The 17851-nt window shown below is 45.7% G+C and carries 15 protein-coding genes; 4 read left to right on the top strand and 11 right to left on the bottom strand.

Going from position 1 to position 17851, the window contains the following annotated elements; translation table 11 throughout:
- The first annotated feature begins 160 nt into the window (after positions 1 to 160).
- On the top strand, positions 161 to 949 hold the full coding sequence (gene amrB, locus Q7V21_RS04575; protein ID WP_304916149.1) for an AmmeMemoRadiSam system protein B: 789 nt from the start codon (positions 161 to 163) through the stop codon (positions 947 to 949).
- Here amrB and Q7V21_RS04570 read toward each other — a convergent pair.
- Positions 934 to 1713 (bottom strand): TIGR01458 family HAD-type hydrolase, encoded by a 780-nt coding sequence (locus tag Q7V21_RS04570; protein ID WP_304916148.1) that lies wholly within the window; start codon positions 1711 to 1713, stop codon positions 934 to 936. The genes amrB and Q7V21_RS04570 overlap by 16 nt on opposite strands.
- Before the next feature lie 228 nt (positions 1714 to 1941).
- Here Q7V21_RS04570 and rimO point away from each other — a divergent pair, with 228 nt between their 5' ends.
- Entirely contained in the window at positions 1942 to 3252 is a 1311-nt protein-coding gene (gene rimO / locus Q7V21_RS04565) for a 30S ribosomal protein S12 methylthiotransferase RimO (RefSeq protein ID WP_304916147.1), read from the top strand.
- A 21-nt stretch (positions 3253 to 3273) separates the two neighbouring features.
- Here the strand turns inward: rimO and Q7V21_RS04560 are convergent, their stop codons facing one another.
- The 4 genes from Q7V21_RS04560 to Q7V21_RS04545 form a co-directional block, all read right to left on the bottom strand.
- Positions 3274 to 4260, bottom strand: coding sequence for a sensor domain-containing diguanylate cyclase (locus tag Q7V21_RS04560; RefSeq protein ID WP_304916146.1), 987 nt, complete (start codon positions 4258 to 4260; stop codon positions 3274 to 3276).
- A gap of 77 nt (positions 4261 to 4337) precedes the next feature.
- Positions 4338 to 5222, bottom strand: coding sequence for a mechanosensitive ion channel family protein (locus tag Q7V21_RS04555; RefSeq protein ID WP_304916145.1), 885 nt, complete (start codon positions 5220 to 5222; stop codon positions 4338 to 4340).
- Positions 5223 to 5236: 14 nt separating this feature from the next.
- Complete coding sequence (locus tag Q7V21_RS04550; RefSeq protein ID WP_304916144.1) at positions 5237 to 6205, bottom strand: calcium/sodium antiporter; 969 nt, start codon at positions 6203 to 6205, stop codon at positions 5237 to 5239.
- A gap of 161 nt (positions 6206 to 6366) precedes the next feature.
- The gene (locus tag Q7V21_RS04545; RefSeq protein WP_304916143.1) at positions 6367 to 7680 is read right to left on the bottom strand and encodes a DASH family cryptochrome; all 1314 of its coding nucleotides are present in this window, start codon (positions 7678 to 7680) and stop codon (positions 6367 to 6369) included.
- 135 nt (positions 7681 to 7815) lie between these two features.
- Between Q7V21_RS04545 and Q7V21_RS04540 the strand changes: the two genes are divergently transcribed.
- On the top strand, positions 7816 to 8199 hold the full coding sequence (locus Q7V21_RS04540) for a thiol-disulfide oxidoreductase DCC family protein (protein ID WP_304916142.1): 384 nt from the start codon (positions 7816 to 7818) through the stop codon (positions 8197 to 8199).
- A 7-nt stretch (positions 8200 to 8206) separates the two neighbouring features.
- On the opposite strand, the gene Q7V21_RS04535 is transcribed toward Q7V21_RS04540, so the two are convergent.
- The 4 genes from Q7V21_RS04535 to Q7V21_RS04520 are packed head-to-tail and all read right to left on the bottom strand — an operon-like array spanning position 8207 to position 14089.
- On the bottom strand, positions 8207 to 10162 hold the full coding sequence (locus Q7V21_RS04535) for an amylosucrase (RefSeq protein ID WP_304916141.1): 1956 nt from the start codon (positions 10160 to 10162) through the stop codon (positions 8207 to 8209).
- A gap of 43 nt (positions 10163 to 10205) precedes the next feature.
- Positions 10206 to 11078, bottom strand: coding sequence for a carbohydrate kinase (locus Q7V21_RS04530; RefSeq protein ID WP_304916140.1), 873 nt, complete (start codon positions 11076 to 11078; stop codon positions 10206 to 10208).
- Positions 11075 to 11932, bottom strand: coding sequence for an HAD-IIB family hydrolase (locus Q7V21_RS04525; RefSeq protein ID WP_304916139.1), 858 nt, complete (start codon positions 11930 to 11932; stop codon positions 11075 to 11077). The genes Q7V21_RS04530 and Q7V21_RS04525 overlap by 4 nt, the downstream gene beginning before the upstream one ends.
- A complete protein-coding gene (locus Q7V21_RS04520; protein WP_304916138.1) occupies positions 11933 to 14089 on the bottom strand; it encodes an HAD-IIB family hydrolase in 2157 nt (718 codons plus the stop codon).
- 218 nt (positions 14090 to 14307) lie between these two features.
- On the opposite strand from Q7V21_RS04520, the gene Q7V21_RS04515 reads away from it, so the two are divergent.
- Entirely contained in the window at positions 14308 to 15123 is an 816-nt protein-coding gene (locus tag Q7V21_RS04515; RefSeq protein ID WP_304916137.1) for a class I SAM-dependent methyltransferase, read from the top strand.
- 42 nt (positions 15124 to 15165) lie between these two features.
- Here the strand turns inward: Q7V21_RS04515 and Q7V21_RS04510 are convergent, their stop codons facing one another.
- Both Q7V21_RS04510 and Q7V21_RS04505 read right to left on the bottom strand, forming a co-directional pair.
- A complete protein-coding gene (locus tag Q7V21_RS04510) occupies positions 15166 to 17088 on the bottom strand; it encodes a TIGR00341 family protein (protein WP_304916136.1) in 1923 nt (640 codons plus the stop codon).
- Positions 17089 to 17193: 105 nt separating this feature from the next.
- On the bottom strand, positions 17194 to 17851 hold a 658-nt coding region (locus tag Q7V21_RS04505; RefSeq protein ID WP_304916135.1), incomplete at its 5' end, for a succinate dehydrogenase/fumarate reductase iron-sulfur subunit.

The raw sequence follows: 17851 nt of genomic DNA, 5'->3' as shown, positions 1-17851 counted from the left end.
ACCACATTGATATTTAGGGAAAAATTCCTGTAACTGATCAAGGCCCGATAAATCAGGTTTTCGAGTCTGGATCATTTTCGGGGTTAAAACCTTGCTTGAAAATCCTCTCTACGAGGCGAATACTCGATCATCCAAAGCCGTAGAGTTGAGGATAACGACAATGATTTCGATTCGCCCAAGTGCAGTTGCCGGTTTGTATTATCCCGCCCGATCGACCGAGCTGGAAGACCTGCTCACCAAACAATTTGATAACCCGTCTGATCATATACATCATCGTGCAAAAGCCCTGATTGTGCCGCATGGTGGATTTTTTTACTCAGGCCAGGTCGCCGCCAAGGCTTATCAGTCTTTAATGAAAATAGCCGATGATATTGAGCGCGTGGTTTTAATTGGCCCCTCTCACCGCACCGACTTTAAAGGTGTGGCTATGAGTGAGGCAGATTATTTTGCCACCCCAATGGGCAGTGTGGCTGTAGATAAAAAAATCTATCCACAGTTAAGTCGTATAAAAGGGGTGGAAACTTATGAAAGCCCACATGACAGTGAACATTGTCTGGAAGTCCAGCTCCCATTTTTACAGTATTCACTTAACCAGTTTGAAATTGTGCCTTTATTGACTGGTAAAGCCAGCTCTGCATTAATTGCTGATGTATTGGGCACTGCGACCAAAGATGCTAAATCACTCATTGTGATCAGCTCTGATCTGAGCCACTACCTTGATTATGAAACCGCTCGCAAGATAGACCAATACACATCTCAGGCGATAATCAGCATGGATAACCATGATATTGATAAATTTCATGCCTGTGGCTGTGATGCCATACGTGGTTTTCTGGAATATGCGCGTAATGAAAAAATGTCAGGACAAATCATGGCCTTAAGCAATTCGGGAGATGTGGTTGGCAAAAAAGACAGTGTTGTCGGGTATGGCGCCTATCTGTTCGAATGATCGTAAGACGGTTTAATCACCCGATTTACTGCTTCGACCACATTAGAACAAAGCCATGCACCGGGATGACGAATTTTATCTTCGTCTCCTGGTGTATATTTTCCAGTTTGCACCAGACACGCTCTTAACCCTGCCGCCAAAGCTCCTTCTACATCAGCAAAGGCATCGTCACCAATCATCAAAACCTCATCTTCAGTAAAACCGGTGGTTTCCACTGCTGTCTGGAAAAATGCTTTTGCCGGTTTACCTAGAATCTCAGCTTCCACATCACATGCAAATTCCAATGCAGCAATAAACGGCCCGGCATCCAATAGCAACTGATCATTTTTTCGGAAATAACGATTCAAACCAACGCCCAATAATGGCGCACCCTCCATAATCAATTGAAATGCCCGATTCATATTCTTATAGTTAAAACCATCTGCCGCATCAGCAACGACCACAGCATTAGGAGAACTCTGATCCAGATCGGCAAACTCCGGCCGCAGATTTTCATGTACCAAACAATATGGACGTAATTTGCGTTGTTGCAGTATTAACTTTAGTGCTACCGGGGCAGTCAGCACCTCATCCACATTCAAATCAAAGCCCATTTGCAACAAAGACTGCAACATATCACTACTGGTACTGCGGGAGGTATTGGTCACAAACCGTACCAAAATATGTTCATCCCGTGCCTGCTGAATTGCCTCAATGGCACCGGCTACTGGCAGGTTATCAACATGCAATACACCACTGATATCAAATAAAATCGCTTTTATCATCACAGCCACCTCGGGTATGTCACCGATGAGATAAATTATGCTCGGATAAGCCTAGACAAACAATTGGCGCAGTATAATTTGGCCTCATCACATTTATGGATTTGCTATCAATTGAGATCCGGTTGATCTTTTATCAGTGCCATCTCTAGACCATGAAAAGATCAACAGCTCCTATTAAACGCGATAGAATAGCCGCCTTTTATACTCTCCCAGTTACAGGTTACGCTTATGAAAGCTCCACAGGTCGGATTTGTCAGTCTCGGTTGCCCCAAAGCGCTGGTTGACAGCGAACGCATTATCACCAAACTGCGTTCCGAAGGTTATGAGATTTCCGCCAATTACGATGATGCTGATCTGGTTGTCGTTAATACCTGTGGCTTTATTGATTCCGCCGTTGAAGAATCTCTGGAAAGCATAGGTGAAGCCATTGCTCATAATGGCAAAGTTATTGTCACCGGCTGTCTGGGCAGTAGAGACAATACCATTCGTGAAAGACATCCGCAGGTACTGGAAATTACCGGTGCTCATGCGCTTGAAGAAGTGGTTGGCGCTGTGCACAAACATTTGCCGCAACCTCATGATCCATTTATCAGTCTGGTGCCACCTGAAGGTATCAAACTGACTCCACGCCATTATGCTTATCTGAAAATTTCTGAAGGCTGTAATCATCGCTGTACTTTCTGCATTATTCCGTCAATGCGTGGAGATTTGGTCAGTCGTCCGGTTAATCAGGTCGTTGCAGAAGCCAAACGTTTGGCTGATGCCGGTGTGAAAGAAATTCTGGTTATTTCTCAGGACACCAGTGCCTACGGTGTGGATTTGAAATACGCTGAATATGAATGGCAAGGTGAAAAAATTGCCACCCGCTTTACCGCCATGGCCAAAGCACTGGGTGAACTCGGCATCTGGGTGCGTATGCATTATGTTTACCCATACCCTCATGTCGATGATGTGATTCCATTAATGGCCGAAGGCAAAATTCTGCCGTACCTGGATATCCCATTTCAACATGCCAGCCCGCGTATTCTGAAATTAATGAAACGTCCCGCCTCATCACAGAATAATCTGGAACGTATTCAAGCCTGGCGCGCCATTTGCCCGGACATCACTCTGCGCAGCACTTTTATTGTTGGCTTTCCGGGTGAAACCGAAGCGGAATTTGAAGAATTGCTGGATTTTCTGGAACAAGCCCAGCTGGATAAAGCCGGTGCATTTAAATATTCACCTGTCGACGGTGCAGTGGCCAATCAGCTTCCTGATCCGGTTCCGGAAGAAGTTAAGGAAGAACGTCTGGCCCGTTTTATGGCTAAACAAGCCGAAATCAGTGCTCAGCGTTTACAACAGAAAGTCGGCAAACGTGATTTTGTAATCATTGATGAAGTGGTTGAAGAAGGTGCGGTTGGCCGCAGCCGGGCTGATGCACCGGAAATTGATGGTCAGGTGTTTATCGATCATGCAACGCATTTAAAAGTTGGCGATATTGTTGAAGTCGAATTCGAAGAAGCTGACGAACACGATCTCTGGGCAAGACTGGTCTAGGGTTTGTTTATCTCTCAGAGTCTATGAACTTATTCGGTTTTTTCCAGATTCTTTTGATTGATACAAGGCGTTGTCGGCACGAATCGATAAACGCATGGCGGATTCACCCTGACGTAACTGTGCCACCCCAAAACTGGTAGTAATGGTAGCGCGTTTATCCAGTTTGGCATCAACTATCAGTTGACGTAATTTTTCAGCGGTATGTGCGGCGGCTTCCAGACCGGTATTGGGCAGCAAAATCATAAACTCATCGCCCCCCCAACGCGCCAGTAAATCAATTTCGCGAATATTCTTTTTCAACAACCGACTCATTTGCACCAGAACCATGTCGCCATTAGCATGACCGAACTCATCATTAACGATTTTAAAATCATCAATATCCAAAGCAATCACTGATAAAGGCTGATGGAAGCGTTCTGCACGCTCCACTTCGAGCTCCAGCGTCTTCTCCAGTCGGTAACGATTAGCCACGCCAGTAAGAGTATCGGTTTCTGCCAATCGCTGAACTTCAGCAATTTTATTTTCTAATTCAGCATTAGTTTGAATCAACTGATGGGTACGTTCTTCAACTAAATCTTCAAGCGAATGATTTTGCTCTGCAAGTCGTTCCAGATTCATTTTGCGCTCATTAATATCGCGATGGGCGCCAATCATTCTGGCGACCGTTCCATCTTCATTCCACTCAATGATCTTGGCGCGATCTTCTAACCACAAGTAACTGTTGTCGGCCCTACGGAAACGATATTCAATAAGATAGGTGCTGGTGCGATTATGGATATAATCGTCAAAGTGTTTAAGCACACGATCGCGATCTTCTGGATGTAATGAGCCTTCCCAAAACGTTATGGTAGAAGGAATGGCACCGGCAGGATAACCCAACATACGGCCCCAACCTGGGCTGCGATAAACATAACCAGTGTTAGCATGCCAATCCCATACGCCATCACTGATAATATCTAATACGACTTGTAGACATTCATTATCAACATCGCCTAACCCAGTCTTCATACCCAATCCTTAGTAATCAAACACTTAAGAGCGGGAGTATCTTACAAATATTTATGTGATGCAAGTCACAATAAAATTCAGTGCTGACTTAATTTCGTGTTGGCTTCGGCTTCTGGTTCATTTTGTTTTTTTGAAACCGTTAAATTATCCGCCAGCGTTAATACCCTTTGAGGGAACGGAATAGTCAATCCCGCTGCTTCGATTTGCTCTTTAACGATCTTGTTTAATTCCCAGTAGGTTTTCCAGAATACGTCGATAGTTGTCCAGGCCCGCATATGTAATTGGATGGAACTCTCGCCCATTGAGGAGACAAAGATCTGTGGTGCAGGGGTTTCCAGCAGGGCTGGATGACTTTTTACAACCTTATGGAGAACCTCTAATGCCACATCAATTGGATCACTGTAGGAAATACCGACAATCACTTCCAGTCGCCGCGTACTATTGCGAGTAAAGTTAGTAATCGGTGCCCCCCATAAACGACTATTGGGCACCGAAATATATAAGCCATCAGGGGTTTGCAGAACGGTGGTAAATAAACCAATTTCACGAACCCCACCCACCAGCTCTCCGCACTGAATAAAATCATCGAGTTTGAAAGGCTTTAAAAACAGCAGCATGATGCCCGCCGCAATATTGCTTAGCGTATCCCGTAAAGCTAAGCCCACAGCAAGACCGGCAGCACCCAATAAGGCAATAATACTCGCCGTATTAAAGCCAAACATATCCAGAATAATTAATACTGCAACGGCATACACCAGGTAGGCCATGGTTGAACTGAATAATTTAATGACTGCAGGATCGATACTTTTTAACTTGAAATTGGTATTGGTAAATACCCGCCGAATCAAACGGGAGATGACGGTCGCCGCAATCAAAACCACCACCGTCATTACCAGCTTGTAACCAATGGCCAGTATTAACGCTGAATTTTGTTCCCAAAACTGTAATAACCAATCTGTCACGCCTAGCTCCCGGTTCAGATGACGATAGTGCTGATCAGATAGGCAGTGTAAGCAACAAATACCAGCATGAAAAAGCTGCCTTCAATTCGATTAATTCGTCCTTGTCTGCCAATACCAAAACCAAAGATAAACAACAGAATAGTCAATCCCGCCATCACGGCAACATCACGTGACAGTACTTCAGCAGGCACTGCAAACGGATGAATCAATCCGGCAATACCTACAACCGCCAATGTATTGAATAAATTTGAACCAATCACATTACCCAATGCGATATCGTGCTCGCCTTTTTTCACCGCAATTAATGATGAAGCCAGTTCAGGCAAAGAGGTACCGATAGCAACGACCGTTAAACCGATAATCAAATCACTGACACCGAACGCGACGGCAATTTCTACAGCGCCCCATACTAAAATTCGTGAACTGATAATCAATAAAACCAAACCGATAAATAACCATATCAAGGCTTTTTTCAGGCTCATTGTTTCGGTGTTAAGTTCGGCTTCCATTTCTGTGCCAAACGCATCTGGCGACTTTTTCATGCCCTGATAAATGGTCCAGCCCATCAATACAAAAAATACCAATATCAAAATTCCAGCGTCTAATCTGGATAACGATCCATCGGCTAATTGCCAGGCAGCTAATGCCGTAACGCCGATCAGAATCGGTAATTCCTTACGTAAAACCTGAGAGTGCACAGCTATAGGGCTCAACACCGCGGTCAAACCCAAGATCAATGCGATATTGGTAATATTGGAGCCATAAGCATTACCCAACGCCAGGCCTGGATTTCCTTGCGATGCCGCTAATGCTGACACCACCATTTCCGGAGCCGACGTACCAAAACCCACAATCACCATGCCGATCAATAAAGGTGGCATACCAAAATAACGGGCCGAAACGGCGGCACCGTCAATAAACCTATCTGCACTCCAAACTAACAAGGCTAGACCGACCACCACAGCAGCAAAGGCTAGTGACATATTTTCTCCGGATAAGGGCTTAAAGAATTCTGAGACGATATTATCTGCGGTTGATGGCCTGGATGGCAATTCGCTGCTATTAATGCCCCGCTAAACTTATCAGGCAACGTAATATTCGTTCATTTTGCTCCGAACATTATCACTTTTAATTGATTAACATGTCATTTCTTGGGTGGTGGCATAATCGGCCAGTCTGCTGCATCAACGGAATCCAGTGGAACAATGTCAACATCACCCTGCCAGCGACGGATAAATTCTCCCTGTGGATCATATTGCTGAGTCTGTTTTTCTATATTGAAATGCCGTCCGCCTCGCGGGTGCGCCCCTACCCCGGCAATATATTGCCAATTCCCCCAATTGGAGGCGACATCATAATCAATCAGCTGCTGCTCGAAATAGGCTGCACCAAAACGCCAATCCAGATTTAAATCATATATAAAGCAACTGGCGACAATCTGTCTGCCACGATTGGACATATACCCCGTCGCATTGAGCTGCTTCATACAGGCATTGACCAATGGATATGGTGTGTTGCCGTTACACCATTTTTGATAACGCTCCGGGTAATAACAGCGCCGACTTTTAGTATTCCTGATGCCGTCAAAACGAAATAATTTGGCACCATGCCGCACGGCATACCATTGGAAATACTCCCGCCACAGCAATTCAAAATAAATCCAATAGGTCGACTCATTGCTAATAGTGTTTTGCTCATAACTTCTAAGTTTGCTGACCAGATGTCTGACTGATAAGCAGCCCAGTGCCAGCCATGGTGAAAATTTGGTCGAATTTTGCCAGCCATCCAATTCATTTCGGACCTGTTTGTAATTAGCAGGCAGATCGGCAGAAAAATAATCACTGGCATGTTTTAACGCTGCGGTTTCGCCACCTTTAAATTCAGACGGTTTGTATATTGGTGAGGATAGTGCATCTATTGCAATCGGCCCCGGTGGAGGTGGTAATTGCTGTGGAGCAGACATTGGCCTGGGTAATGGTAAGTCTTCCACCCTCTGACGAAACTGCGTAAAACTGTCTGGTAAGTCAGTGATGGCAAAAGGCAAGTCCTCTGCTGCAAACAGGGTATGACTGACTTCGGTAATAAACTTTCGCTCAGGAAATTGTTGTTGCAGCAAATGCCAATGCCGGTTTTCGTATACCCCTGCATGTTGACTGCGGGCAATAATATCAACGTTATAAAACTCGATTAATTCCGTCAGCGCTGAATGTGGTGTTTGCTGCTTGATAATCAGCTGTTGCCCAACCTGTTGCAATTGATGCTGTAGGTCTGAGAGAGATTCGCATAAAAATTGTAAACGCCGCTCCCCCATTGCTTTGGCATTTAATCCATGTGGTCGGAACCACTGCGGATCAAGACAAAACACACAGATAAGTTTATCGACCGACTGCATTTTCCATAATGCAGGTTGATCATGCAGTCGCAGATCATTGGTAAACCAGAATAATCCTGTGGTCATTCGTTTTGATGCTCCAGTAAAGACAACAAATGAAGTCAGTTCAAAGACTGCGCCACTTGACATAGGTTCGGACTCAGAGAACTAAGCCGAGTAAATATCGTCTGATTGGCAATCTTTTCCAGCTGAGAAAACACAATGCACCAGTTGACAGTATTTTTCGATGGGCATTGCCCTTTATGCAATAAAGAAATCGCTCTGCTAAAGCAATTAGATACGCGGCAAAAGCTACATTTTGAAGATATTCATGCCATCGACTTTGTTTATCGCTATCCCTATATCGATGTGGTCGCCGCTGACAGACGATTGCATGGTCAGCTGTCCAATGGCCAGATTATTACAGGTCTTGATGTTACAGCCAAAGCATGGAGCCTTGTAGGCCATCATAAATGGTTACAGATTTTGCGTTGGCCGGTGATCCGCTGGTTTGCCGATCTGGCCTATCTGATCTTTGCCCGTTTTCGTCATCCCATTGCACGTATGTTTGGCGGTAAATCTTGTGAGGATCAGTGTAAATTCTGAAAATGGTTTATGTTTCAGTTAACCAGTAACATCCAAAACGCGGAATCACAACCGTATTACCGAATTTATCGGGGCTTTGACCGGTTATCGCATCTACTAAATGACCATGATGAGATTGCGACCATCTGGGTAATTGATCCAAATCCAGGCGCTGTGATTTTCGATCAAAATTCGCCACAACCAACACTCTGTCAGCCGGTTTTTGCAGGTGATAGCGCTCAAATACAAATAGGTGCGGGTTATCCACATCGACCAGATCGCGATTATTAAAATCGGCAAATGCATCCAGTTCTTTATGCACGGCAATCAGCGTTTTCAACTGATTAAAAATCAGATATTCAACGGTACCCGGCACATTGCGCTTTTCGGCTTTCTGCCAATCAATGAATGGTCGATGCACCCAGCGCGAATCATCCATCTTGACCGGATCATTGCGATAACTTTCATCATTGGTGGTACCGATCTCATCACCGTAATAAAGCAGTGGCAGACCACCAAATGACAGGATCATGCTATGCAATAACACAATAATCCGGATGGCATCATCAATCGCCTGTTCATCACCAATATCGATTGCATATTGCAATCCTACCAGCGATGCCAGTGAGCCGGAAATACGCGCATCACCGGTTTTATCATTCTGACCGAACGGCACGCCTCTGGCATGTGAATCGGCAAATTTACCGGTGAAATAGTCGATTAGAAAGCGTCGGTGATCGCGTGGTTCATAACCTGCGAGCTCGATATCCTTGTCATCAAAACCTAAGCCAATATCATCATGACAGCGTATATAGTTCAGCCAGGTAGCACGTTCCAGTTTCACCGGCAGACTTTTAATGCCCTGATTTAACAAGCGAGCATTTTTGGTTGCCACGGCATCCCATAACAAGGCCATAAATGTGGCGTTATAGGCGATTTCACATTCCTTGGCGATCACCGCATCTTCACCAAAATACTTGGTCACTTCTACCGGCGCGACAATCGCTTCAGCAATAAACAGCACCCCTGGAGCAGTAACCTGACAGCAGTCTTTCATCAGCTGCAAAATCAGATGGGCTTCGCGTTCGTTCTGACAGGTACTGCCAATTTTTTTCCATAAAAAAGCCACTGCATCAAGCCGCACAATGTCGGCTCCCTGATTGGCCCAGAACAAAATAATATCGAGCATTTCAATAAATACAGTCGGATTGCTGTAATTCAGATCCCACTGGTATTCATTGAATACCGTCATCACCCAGCGTTGCATCTCCTCGTTCCAGGTAAAATTACCCGGAGCCGTTTCCGGAAACACTTCCGGCATGCTCTGTTCAAACATATCCGGCACATGACGATTTTCAAAGGTGTAGTAGTAATCCCGGTATGGTGGATAACCATCACGGGCTTTTTGTGCCCATTCGTGTTGGTCAGATGTGTGATTCAAAACCACATCCATCACCAGCAACATATCACGTTGGCGTAAATCGTCGGCCAAGGCTCGCAGATCATTTAAATCACCGGCACGCGGATCGATTTCACGGAAATTACTGACCGCATAGCCGCCATCACTTTTGCCTTCCGGGCATTTCATGATCGGCATCACATGAACCAGGTTGACACCCAAGTCCTGGAAATAATGCAGATGCTCGCGCATGCCTTGCAGATTTTTGGCAAAACCATTGCAATACAATGCCATACCAACCCATTTCTGACTGAGGAACCAGTTGTAATCCTGCTCGCGTTCCATATCTTTTGCACGTAATACGTCAGAGCGCTCGATATATTGCCGGGCCAGGGTTTCTACCAGACGTTGTGCCTGTTCGGCAAAATCCGGGCGTTTACCGTACAAGCGTTCAAACAGGGAATGAATTGCATAGAAGTTGGCCCCCAGACGCGTATAGAAATAACGCAGATCCTGTTTGGCAAACTCGGGCTCAATCTGATTCAGGATGGCATTCAGAAGTGAATGCGATTGCTGTTCGTACATGTCATTTCCTGATTAATAGAGACGGAGAATACTGTTGTAAGAGTTAGATAAACTCAGAATAAAAAGCAGGATCTTCGCTGACCGCTCCCCGTAAGCCTATCACCTTGCTGGCAAACTGCTGAGCTTTCAATAAGATTTTCTGTACCGGCCAGCCGGCCAACAGTCCATGAATATACATGGCAGTAAAGGCATCGCCAGCTCCCACCGAATCCACTAATTTGTCCACAGCAACGCATTTTTGTTCATAAAATGCGCCATCATTGCAACGGACAATAGCGCCTTGCTCACCTCGTGTCACAATAAGCTGTTCTAACTGAAAATGGCTCTGCATTCGTGTCATATCCTGTTGCAAATCAGCTGAATTAAAACCCAGCTCAGCTAACTCATGCTGATTGAGCTTGCACCATTTTGCCCGTTCCAGACAGGTATAAATGCCTTCCTTCGTCCACCAGGGAGTGCGTAAATTAACATCCATAAATACAGAAACAGATTTAGGTCTGGTGAGAAACTCGAGTGCCTTTTGAGAAACAGCATTTCTAAGCGCCAATGAGCCGTGATAAACCATTGCATCATTTCTTAAGGTAGGCAGCTGACTCGTTTGAATAAAGTCATAAGCACGTTCAGCAGTGATGTCATAAGACGGTTCACCACCTTTCAAACTAACCATGACTTCACCGGTTTTATGGGTTTTATCCGTCTGCAAGCCCTCTGTGGATAGTTGCCATTTTTGCATAGCATTGCGGATGTTTTCGCCTGACTCATCATCTCCCACGCTGGAGATAAATAACGGATTGTTACCAAATGCCTGTAGATGCCAGGCAACATTAAACGGGGCACCGCCAAGTTTTCTTTCTCCATCAGGAAAGCAATCAAATAAAACTTCACCAAAGATGGCTAATGCTGATTGCTGACTCATGTATGGTCTCCCGTTTCAAGTTGGTTTCTGAACGCTTCGGCATAATGCCAGACGCCCTGCAGGACACCTGCACTGTAATTACCATTCATGCCCAATGGTCCTGGATTGACGGCAATATAAAGTGATTGCGGATGGCCGTTTTCTATTACCAGTTGCTGCGCCATTGCTTTAATTTCATCTGAGGCATTGTTCACCACAACGGATTGTATCGGGCTGGCCAACACCGGCATATCGTTGCCACTGTCACCGGCAAAAACAACTTCATGATCATCATATCCCAGACGAGTTTGTAAAAATTCAATGGCATGCAGTTTGGTGGCATGTTTGGGTAATACATCCAATAAGCCCACATTGGTCAGCTCATCAATACTCCACATCACTGAAGCCTGAATCTGTTTGGCTGCCAAACGCTGTTGCACGGCATCAATCACCGCATCTTTATCAAGATACAACGGTAGATAAAAACTCAATTTATGGGTGTTTTGTTTGCTGAATTCCTGTAATTGCAGATCTTTAATATCGCTCAGCAAGGCTTTGAGATCGCTATGCGAATTTCCATTCCAGTCCTGATCAATCTCATCACACCAGCTCTGCACCTCTTGCCAATGTTTATCCTTGAACTGAAAGATCTTGGTGCCAACATCACTGATAATGTAATCCGGTGGTGGCAGGCTATAGGTACGAATTGCTTTTTCCACCAGTTGCCGGTGGCGCCCCGTGACATAGACCAGACAAACATTATCAGCCTGGCAGAACTGGCGGAATCGTCGCCGTGCATCAGGATGTTCAGCTTGCATTCCATTAGGGATCACCGTGCGATCCATATCCGTACAGAGTAGAAGTTTTGCACTCATTTAACGTGAACCTGTTGCTTGCTCTGAAGTAATGTCAAAAAAATTGTAATGTTCAATAGCTTCCATAATCCCTGCGGCGAAGGGTTTGTGGGCAAAATAAATATGTGAGAAATCTTCCAGCTGTGACAGTTCCTCATGATGCCGATTTGCCACCACAACTGCCAGTGTATTGCCCCGCATCATATCTTCATCCGCTCCGCTACCACCGGCAACACAGATATGTTCCAACGGCATTTGCCAACGATCAGCGACAAATCTTAACGCCATGCCCTTAGATGCTCTGAGCGGCAAAATATCCAGATATTGACCAAATGCCAGCTGTACATGGACGGATAGTTCTTCACGATGCAGCAATGATTTGATTTCTTCAATATCGACCTGTTCACGGTTGATGTAATAACTGAGCTTGAACTGACTTTGCTCAGATTTCGGCTGGCGTTCCAGGCCGGGGATCTCATCCAGTAATTTACTGACCCGGTGTGGTAACCATAGATGATCGATATGTTTGGTCCAAGCTGTATCTGGTGTCAGTTTTGGGGCGTAATAGATTTCACTGCCACTACTGGTTATCAGAATATCCGGCTCTGGAATGCGATGTTTTTTCATCAGCTTCAACGCCTGGTCCAACCGGCGTCCGGTAGCAATAACAAACTTGGTACTTTTACGATGTTCACGCAGCAAACTAACCAATGCCTGTAATGACTCGTCATCCCCGACCAGATTTAAATCCAGATCGGTGACCAGAGCTCTTTCATCTCGGCCCATTCCTCGTCTTTCAATTGGTAATCGTAATAATTTTTCGGTGCGCGCCGCTATCGGTTCAATAATTTCCAGATAACGTTTGGCATGAGCATGCCATGAATAATGTTGAATCACACCCTCCAGTCCATTTTGCTGGCAACGCTGCCAGTAAGCCTTATCTTGCAGCAGTTTTTCTATCGCTAACCGAATACTGGAAATTTCCAGCGGGTCAATCAATTCGCCATTCAAACAGTTGGCCATAATATCTCGGGGCCCGCCATCTTCCGTAGCAACAATAGGCAGACCGCTGGCAGCGGCTTCAATCAAGGTCAAGCCAAACGGTTCGGTGAGTGCAGGATTCACAAACACACCTCCGGTTGCTGCTGCAATACGGTAAATCAATGGCACTTCATCACGACGATGGTGTTTGGGAATCGTCACTTTGCCATAAAGATCATAACGATCAATGGCTACCAGAAGTTCATGAAACACTTCCTGCGCGCCACGTTCCAAGTCATCTATATCATCACGATTGCCGGCGATAATCAGAATATTGGCGGTTTGCTGTAAAAACTCTGACTGTCCATAGGCCTCAATCAAACTGACGATATTCTTGCGTTTGTCAGGTCGGGACAAAGCCAGAATCAATGGCTTTTCCGGTGCATCCAGATGTCGGGTAATACGGCTGAATAATTCGCTTTGCAGCTCATCACCTTTTGGCGGGGTGAATTGCTGCACATTGGTACCCGGCGGCACAATGCGCATTTGTGCCGGTTGATAATGATCATAGAGCTCGTACTGCTCTTCGATTTCCTGATGGGTACTGGTAATTACCCGCTCTGCCGTCGCCAGCGTAATTTCTTCTGCCTCAATCCGTTGATTCATTTTGTATTGCTGTTCCAGTTGGGCAATATCAACGCCACTGGCCAGCAATCTCCTGCGTTTAACCCGACCCAATGAATGGCCGGTATGAATCAATGGTATACCCAGCTGATTGGCAATATGCGATGCCACCAGACCAGCATCAGCATAATGGCTATGCAAAATATCGGGTAAAAACTCTTGTTGACGGAAAAAATCGACCAGGTTATCGGCAAACGTATCCAGATGTTCCCATATCTGTTCTTTGGCCAGATATCGCTCTGGACCAGCTTCAATGCGGATGATGCGCAGTTTGTCGTTAAGTTGTTCGATGGGGCGTGAATAATCTGGAGACACTTCTTCATCGACGACTCGGCGTGTAATCAGCAGTACCTCACCGACTTTTTCCTGCTCCGATAAAGCCTGTGCTAATTCAAGTACGTAGAGTGTCTGTCCGCCAGTGTCTGCATCACGTCCCAACTCCAGATCATGACCTCGAATCAGGCCATGAATGTTTAACAAGGCAATTTTTAGTTTGTCGCTGTTATCTGTCATATCAGTTTATCTTCATCATAATGAGTTTTTTCTGGACACTTACGACAGACAGACATTAAAACTCAGTCTGTAACTTGGGGGTATTACTATTCAAACTACCCGCTAAGCAGCCAGAAGACAAATTTACGCCCAAAAGCCTGGTGAGGCTTTTTGCAACCTTGAGCCTATCATGCAGTCAGTTAGTTAAGATTTAACTTCGATTTAACCGGGAATTTTTTATGTCCATAAAGCGTCTTTTTTCCAAAATGTTACTGATCTCCATTTTGCCCCTCAGCCAGACCGCCTTGGCAGATGATTTACTGCAAGCAACCATCGACAGTCCGCACCGGGCGGAAAGCAATAAACAACGAGATCAATATCGCCATCCTGCTGAAACATTGAATTTCTTCGGTGTCACCGAGAGTATGCGGATCGTCGAAATCTGGCCCGGGCGCGGTTGGTATACCGAAATCCTTGCTCCATGGGTAAAACAAGGTGATGGCGAGTTAATTGCTGCAGGATTTTCTGCCAACACCAGCTCAGCTTATCGTCAAACCATTCGTCAGGAATATAACGCCTGGCTTGCAGCTTCACCTGATCTTTATGATGAAGTGGTGATCACTGAGTTCGGTCCAGAAACCGATTGGCAGTTTGCCGAACCCGCCAGCGTAGATGCTGTACTGACCTTCAGAAATGTACATAACTGGGTACAAGGGGAATTTGCCGATGAGGCTTTTTCAGCTATTTTCACCGCATTGAAATCCGGTGGTGTTCTCGGTGTAACTGACCACCGAGCCAAATCGGGTACGCCGTTGGAAATGATGAAAAAAAGTGGCTATCTGACCGAAGATCTGGTGATTTCACTGGCTGAAAATGCGGGTTTTGTATTGGAAGAAAAATCTGAAATAAACGCTAACTCTGCTGACACTACGGATCATCCAAATGGCGTATGGACCTTGCCACCCAACCTGCGCGTTGATAATGAAGCCGATAAAGCCAAATACCAGGCTATTGGCGAAAGTGATCGAATGACCTTACGTTTCCGTAAGCCTTAACTCGCGAAAGCTCAGACCCAGTTTTCGGGTCTGAGCAACGATTTATCGAATCACCCTGACGGCAATTTCCAGCACTACCGGCTGCTGTAAACGTCGTTCTATTTCCTGTTTAACTTCATCCATAACGGCATTATCCACCGCCGTTTTCGACACCATCGTCAGACTGATAATCAATGGATCTCGCGGTCTGACCTGGACATCCACCAATTTCACTCCGGCAATCTCCTGGCCATCTAACTGACGTAACACATTATTCTCAGCCACCATCCGATCAAAACCAATCGCTAATGGAATGGCTAGGATCGCAACCATGACCAAGGTCAACATCAAACCGCGTTTCGCTCGGTGGAAGGGACTATATCCCAGAAACATAAAGGTAATTAACGCGGCAAGGATAATGCCGACCAGATTGGTTAGATATAACAGAAACGCACCAAAAAACACGGTCAAATCAAGCCAGCCAAGACCAATACCAGCCACCGCTAATGGTGGTACCAATGCAACAGCAATCGCTACGCCAGCGAGACTTTTGGCCACTTCAGCCCGGGCATGTGCATAAGCACCGGCAATACCCGATACCACTGCAACACCTAAATCCAATAATGTCGGGCTAATGCGGGCTGCAATTTCGCTATTGATAGTGTTGAGCGGGATAAACCAGGCTATAAGCATTGCACATAACAAGGCAAGGCCAGTGCCGATGGCAATACTTTTACCACTTTCCACCATTAATGATTCGTCCTGACGCAATGTACCTAGAGACATCGAAATAATCGGCCCCATTAAAGGCGCCAGAATCATCGCACCAATCACCACCGGAATCGAATTGGCAAACAAACCGAAGGCTGCCAGTAAAGTGGATAAAACCATTAAGGTTAAATATGCCGGAGTCGCTTTGGCGCTCTCCCGCATCAGCATAAACAAATCTTTAAATTCTTCTGGCGCTGCGTGATGCATCCATGGCAATGGATAACTGATCAGTTCATTTCGAGCCTTGCCCAATGGCAATGCCTGAGTACGAACGATTTCTTTCTGCTCACCACCGCTATCTGCCAGGGCTAATAAGCGTCCTGGAATCAGGCGGATAGTGCGTCGTTCGACTTTAAACTCCAACTGCTGGGCTTCAGACACCATTTCGTCATGACTGTATTGAATGGGTTTGTTGGTTTCCAGCTTTAGCCGACTGCTTTTGAAAAAACCGACAAATGGCGGATTATTGCGACTCCAGATATTGCGCATAAACAACGAAGCAAACAGGAAACGCAACATTTCAAACACACTTCGTGGTGCTAATACCAACGCATGCATCATGCCGTCATTGGCATTGGAATCTGGCATAAAACGTCGGGATAACACCGAACTACGGCCATGCTCTACGGCAACCACGCCAAATGCTGCGGTTTCAATCACTTTTTCTTTCTGAGTAGTAATGGTAAACGGGGTGAAACGCACTTCTTTCAAGCTACGCATCAGTCGCCAGAAGCGTCGAACCCGTGCCAGGAATGGTTCAACCATTGCTTCTCCGGGCACCAGCGTAAAGGTCTGACCAACGATGACCGAATTAAAAACCGGTTGTTCGTTACATAACAATAAATCCAGCTGTGAGGCGTCGTTATCCATAATGTCGCTAAGCGCTTCATCAAAACTGGCAGCAATGCCAAAACCATAGCGAGCATGTTTCATCTCTGGATGTGGCAATAAGCCAATGGTCCATTCCTGTTCACGCGCCTGAAGCATTAATTCACGCAAACATTCGTCGTTTAGATAACTAATGATCAATTGATCATCATCAAATTGATATTGCTGGCCTAACTGAAAATTATTAAGGCGTATTTCCCATTGCTGTTCCGGTAGTTTAGGTAGAATAGTCTCTTGCACCACCACTTCATCGGCAGCTGAAAACAGCAAGACTACCCGACGTTTTTCGGTCATCGAATCAAGTTTGCTGATCAGATCTTCTACCATCTAGAGGCTCCACATGAGGTAAGCAATAAGCAAATTGCAGCGAGATTGCAGAGCCAGCCTGAGCGGCGGACTCTGAACTAATTATTTAATCTTGAATTACTAAATTTAACGTTGATATAGCAGTTTGTTCATTTTTACTATGGTATCGGTGCGGATCTGTTTTGGGCAAACCCGTTCACACTCACGGTAGTTACTACAACTACCAAAGCCCTCTGCTTCCATCCTGGCCAACATTTTCGCTGGACGTTTAGAATCCAGTTGCCCTTGTGGCAAACTGCTTAGATGACTGATTTTGGCAGCAATAAATAAAGTTGCTGACGCATTCGGGCACACCGCCACACAAGCACCACAACCAATGCAGGTAGCCGCATCAAACGCTTTATCGGCAACCGGTTTGGCTATCGGCATAGTATTGGCTTCAGGCGCGGCACCGGTTCTTACAGGAATATACCCGCCTGCCTGGATAATGCGATCGAAAGCACTGCGATCCACCATCAAATCCTTGATGACCGGAAATGCCGTTGCGCGCCATGGTTCAATCCATAATTCATTTTGATCCTGATAATCACGCATATACTGCTGACAGGTAGTGGTTGCCTGATGACGGCCATGCGGTTCACCGTTAATCACCAGACTGCAACTGCCACAGATCCCTTCACGACAGTCATGATCAAATACAATCGCTTCTTTTCCAAGACCGATAAGCCGTTCATTCAAGGCATCAAGCATTTCCAGAAAAGAAGATTCAGCTTCGACTTCCAGC

It is taken from the genome of Methylophaga sp. (assembly GCF_030651745.1).
This window is presented reverse-complemented; position numbering and strand designations above follow the sequence as displayed.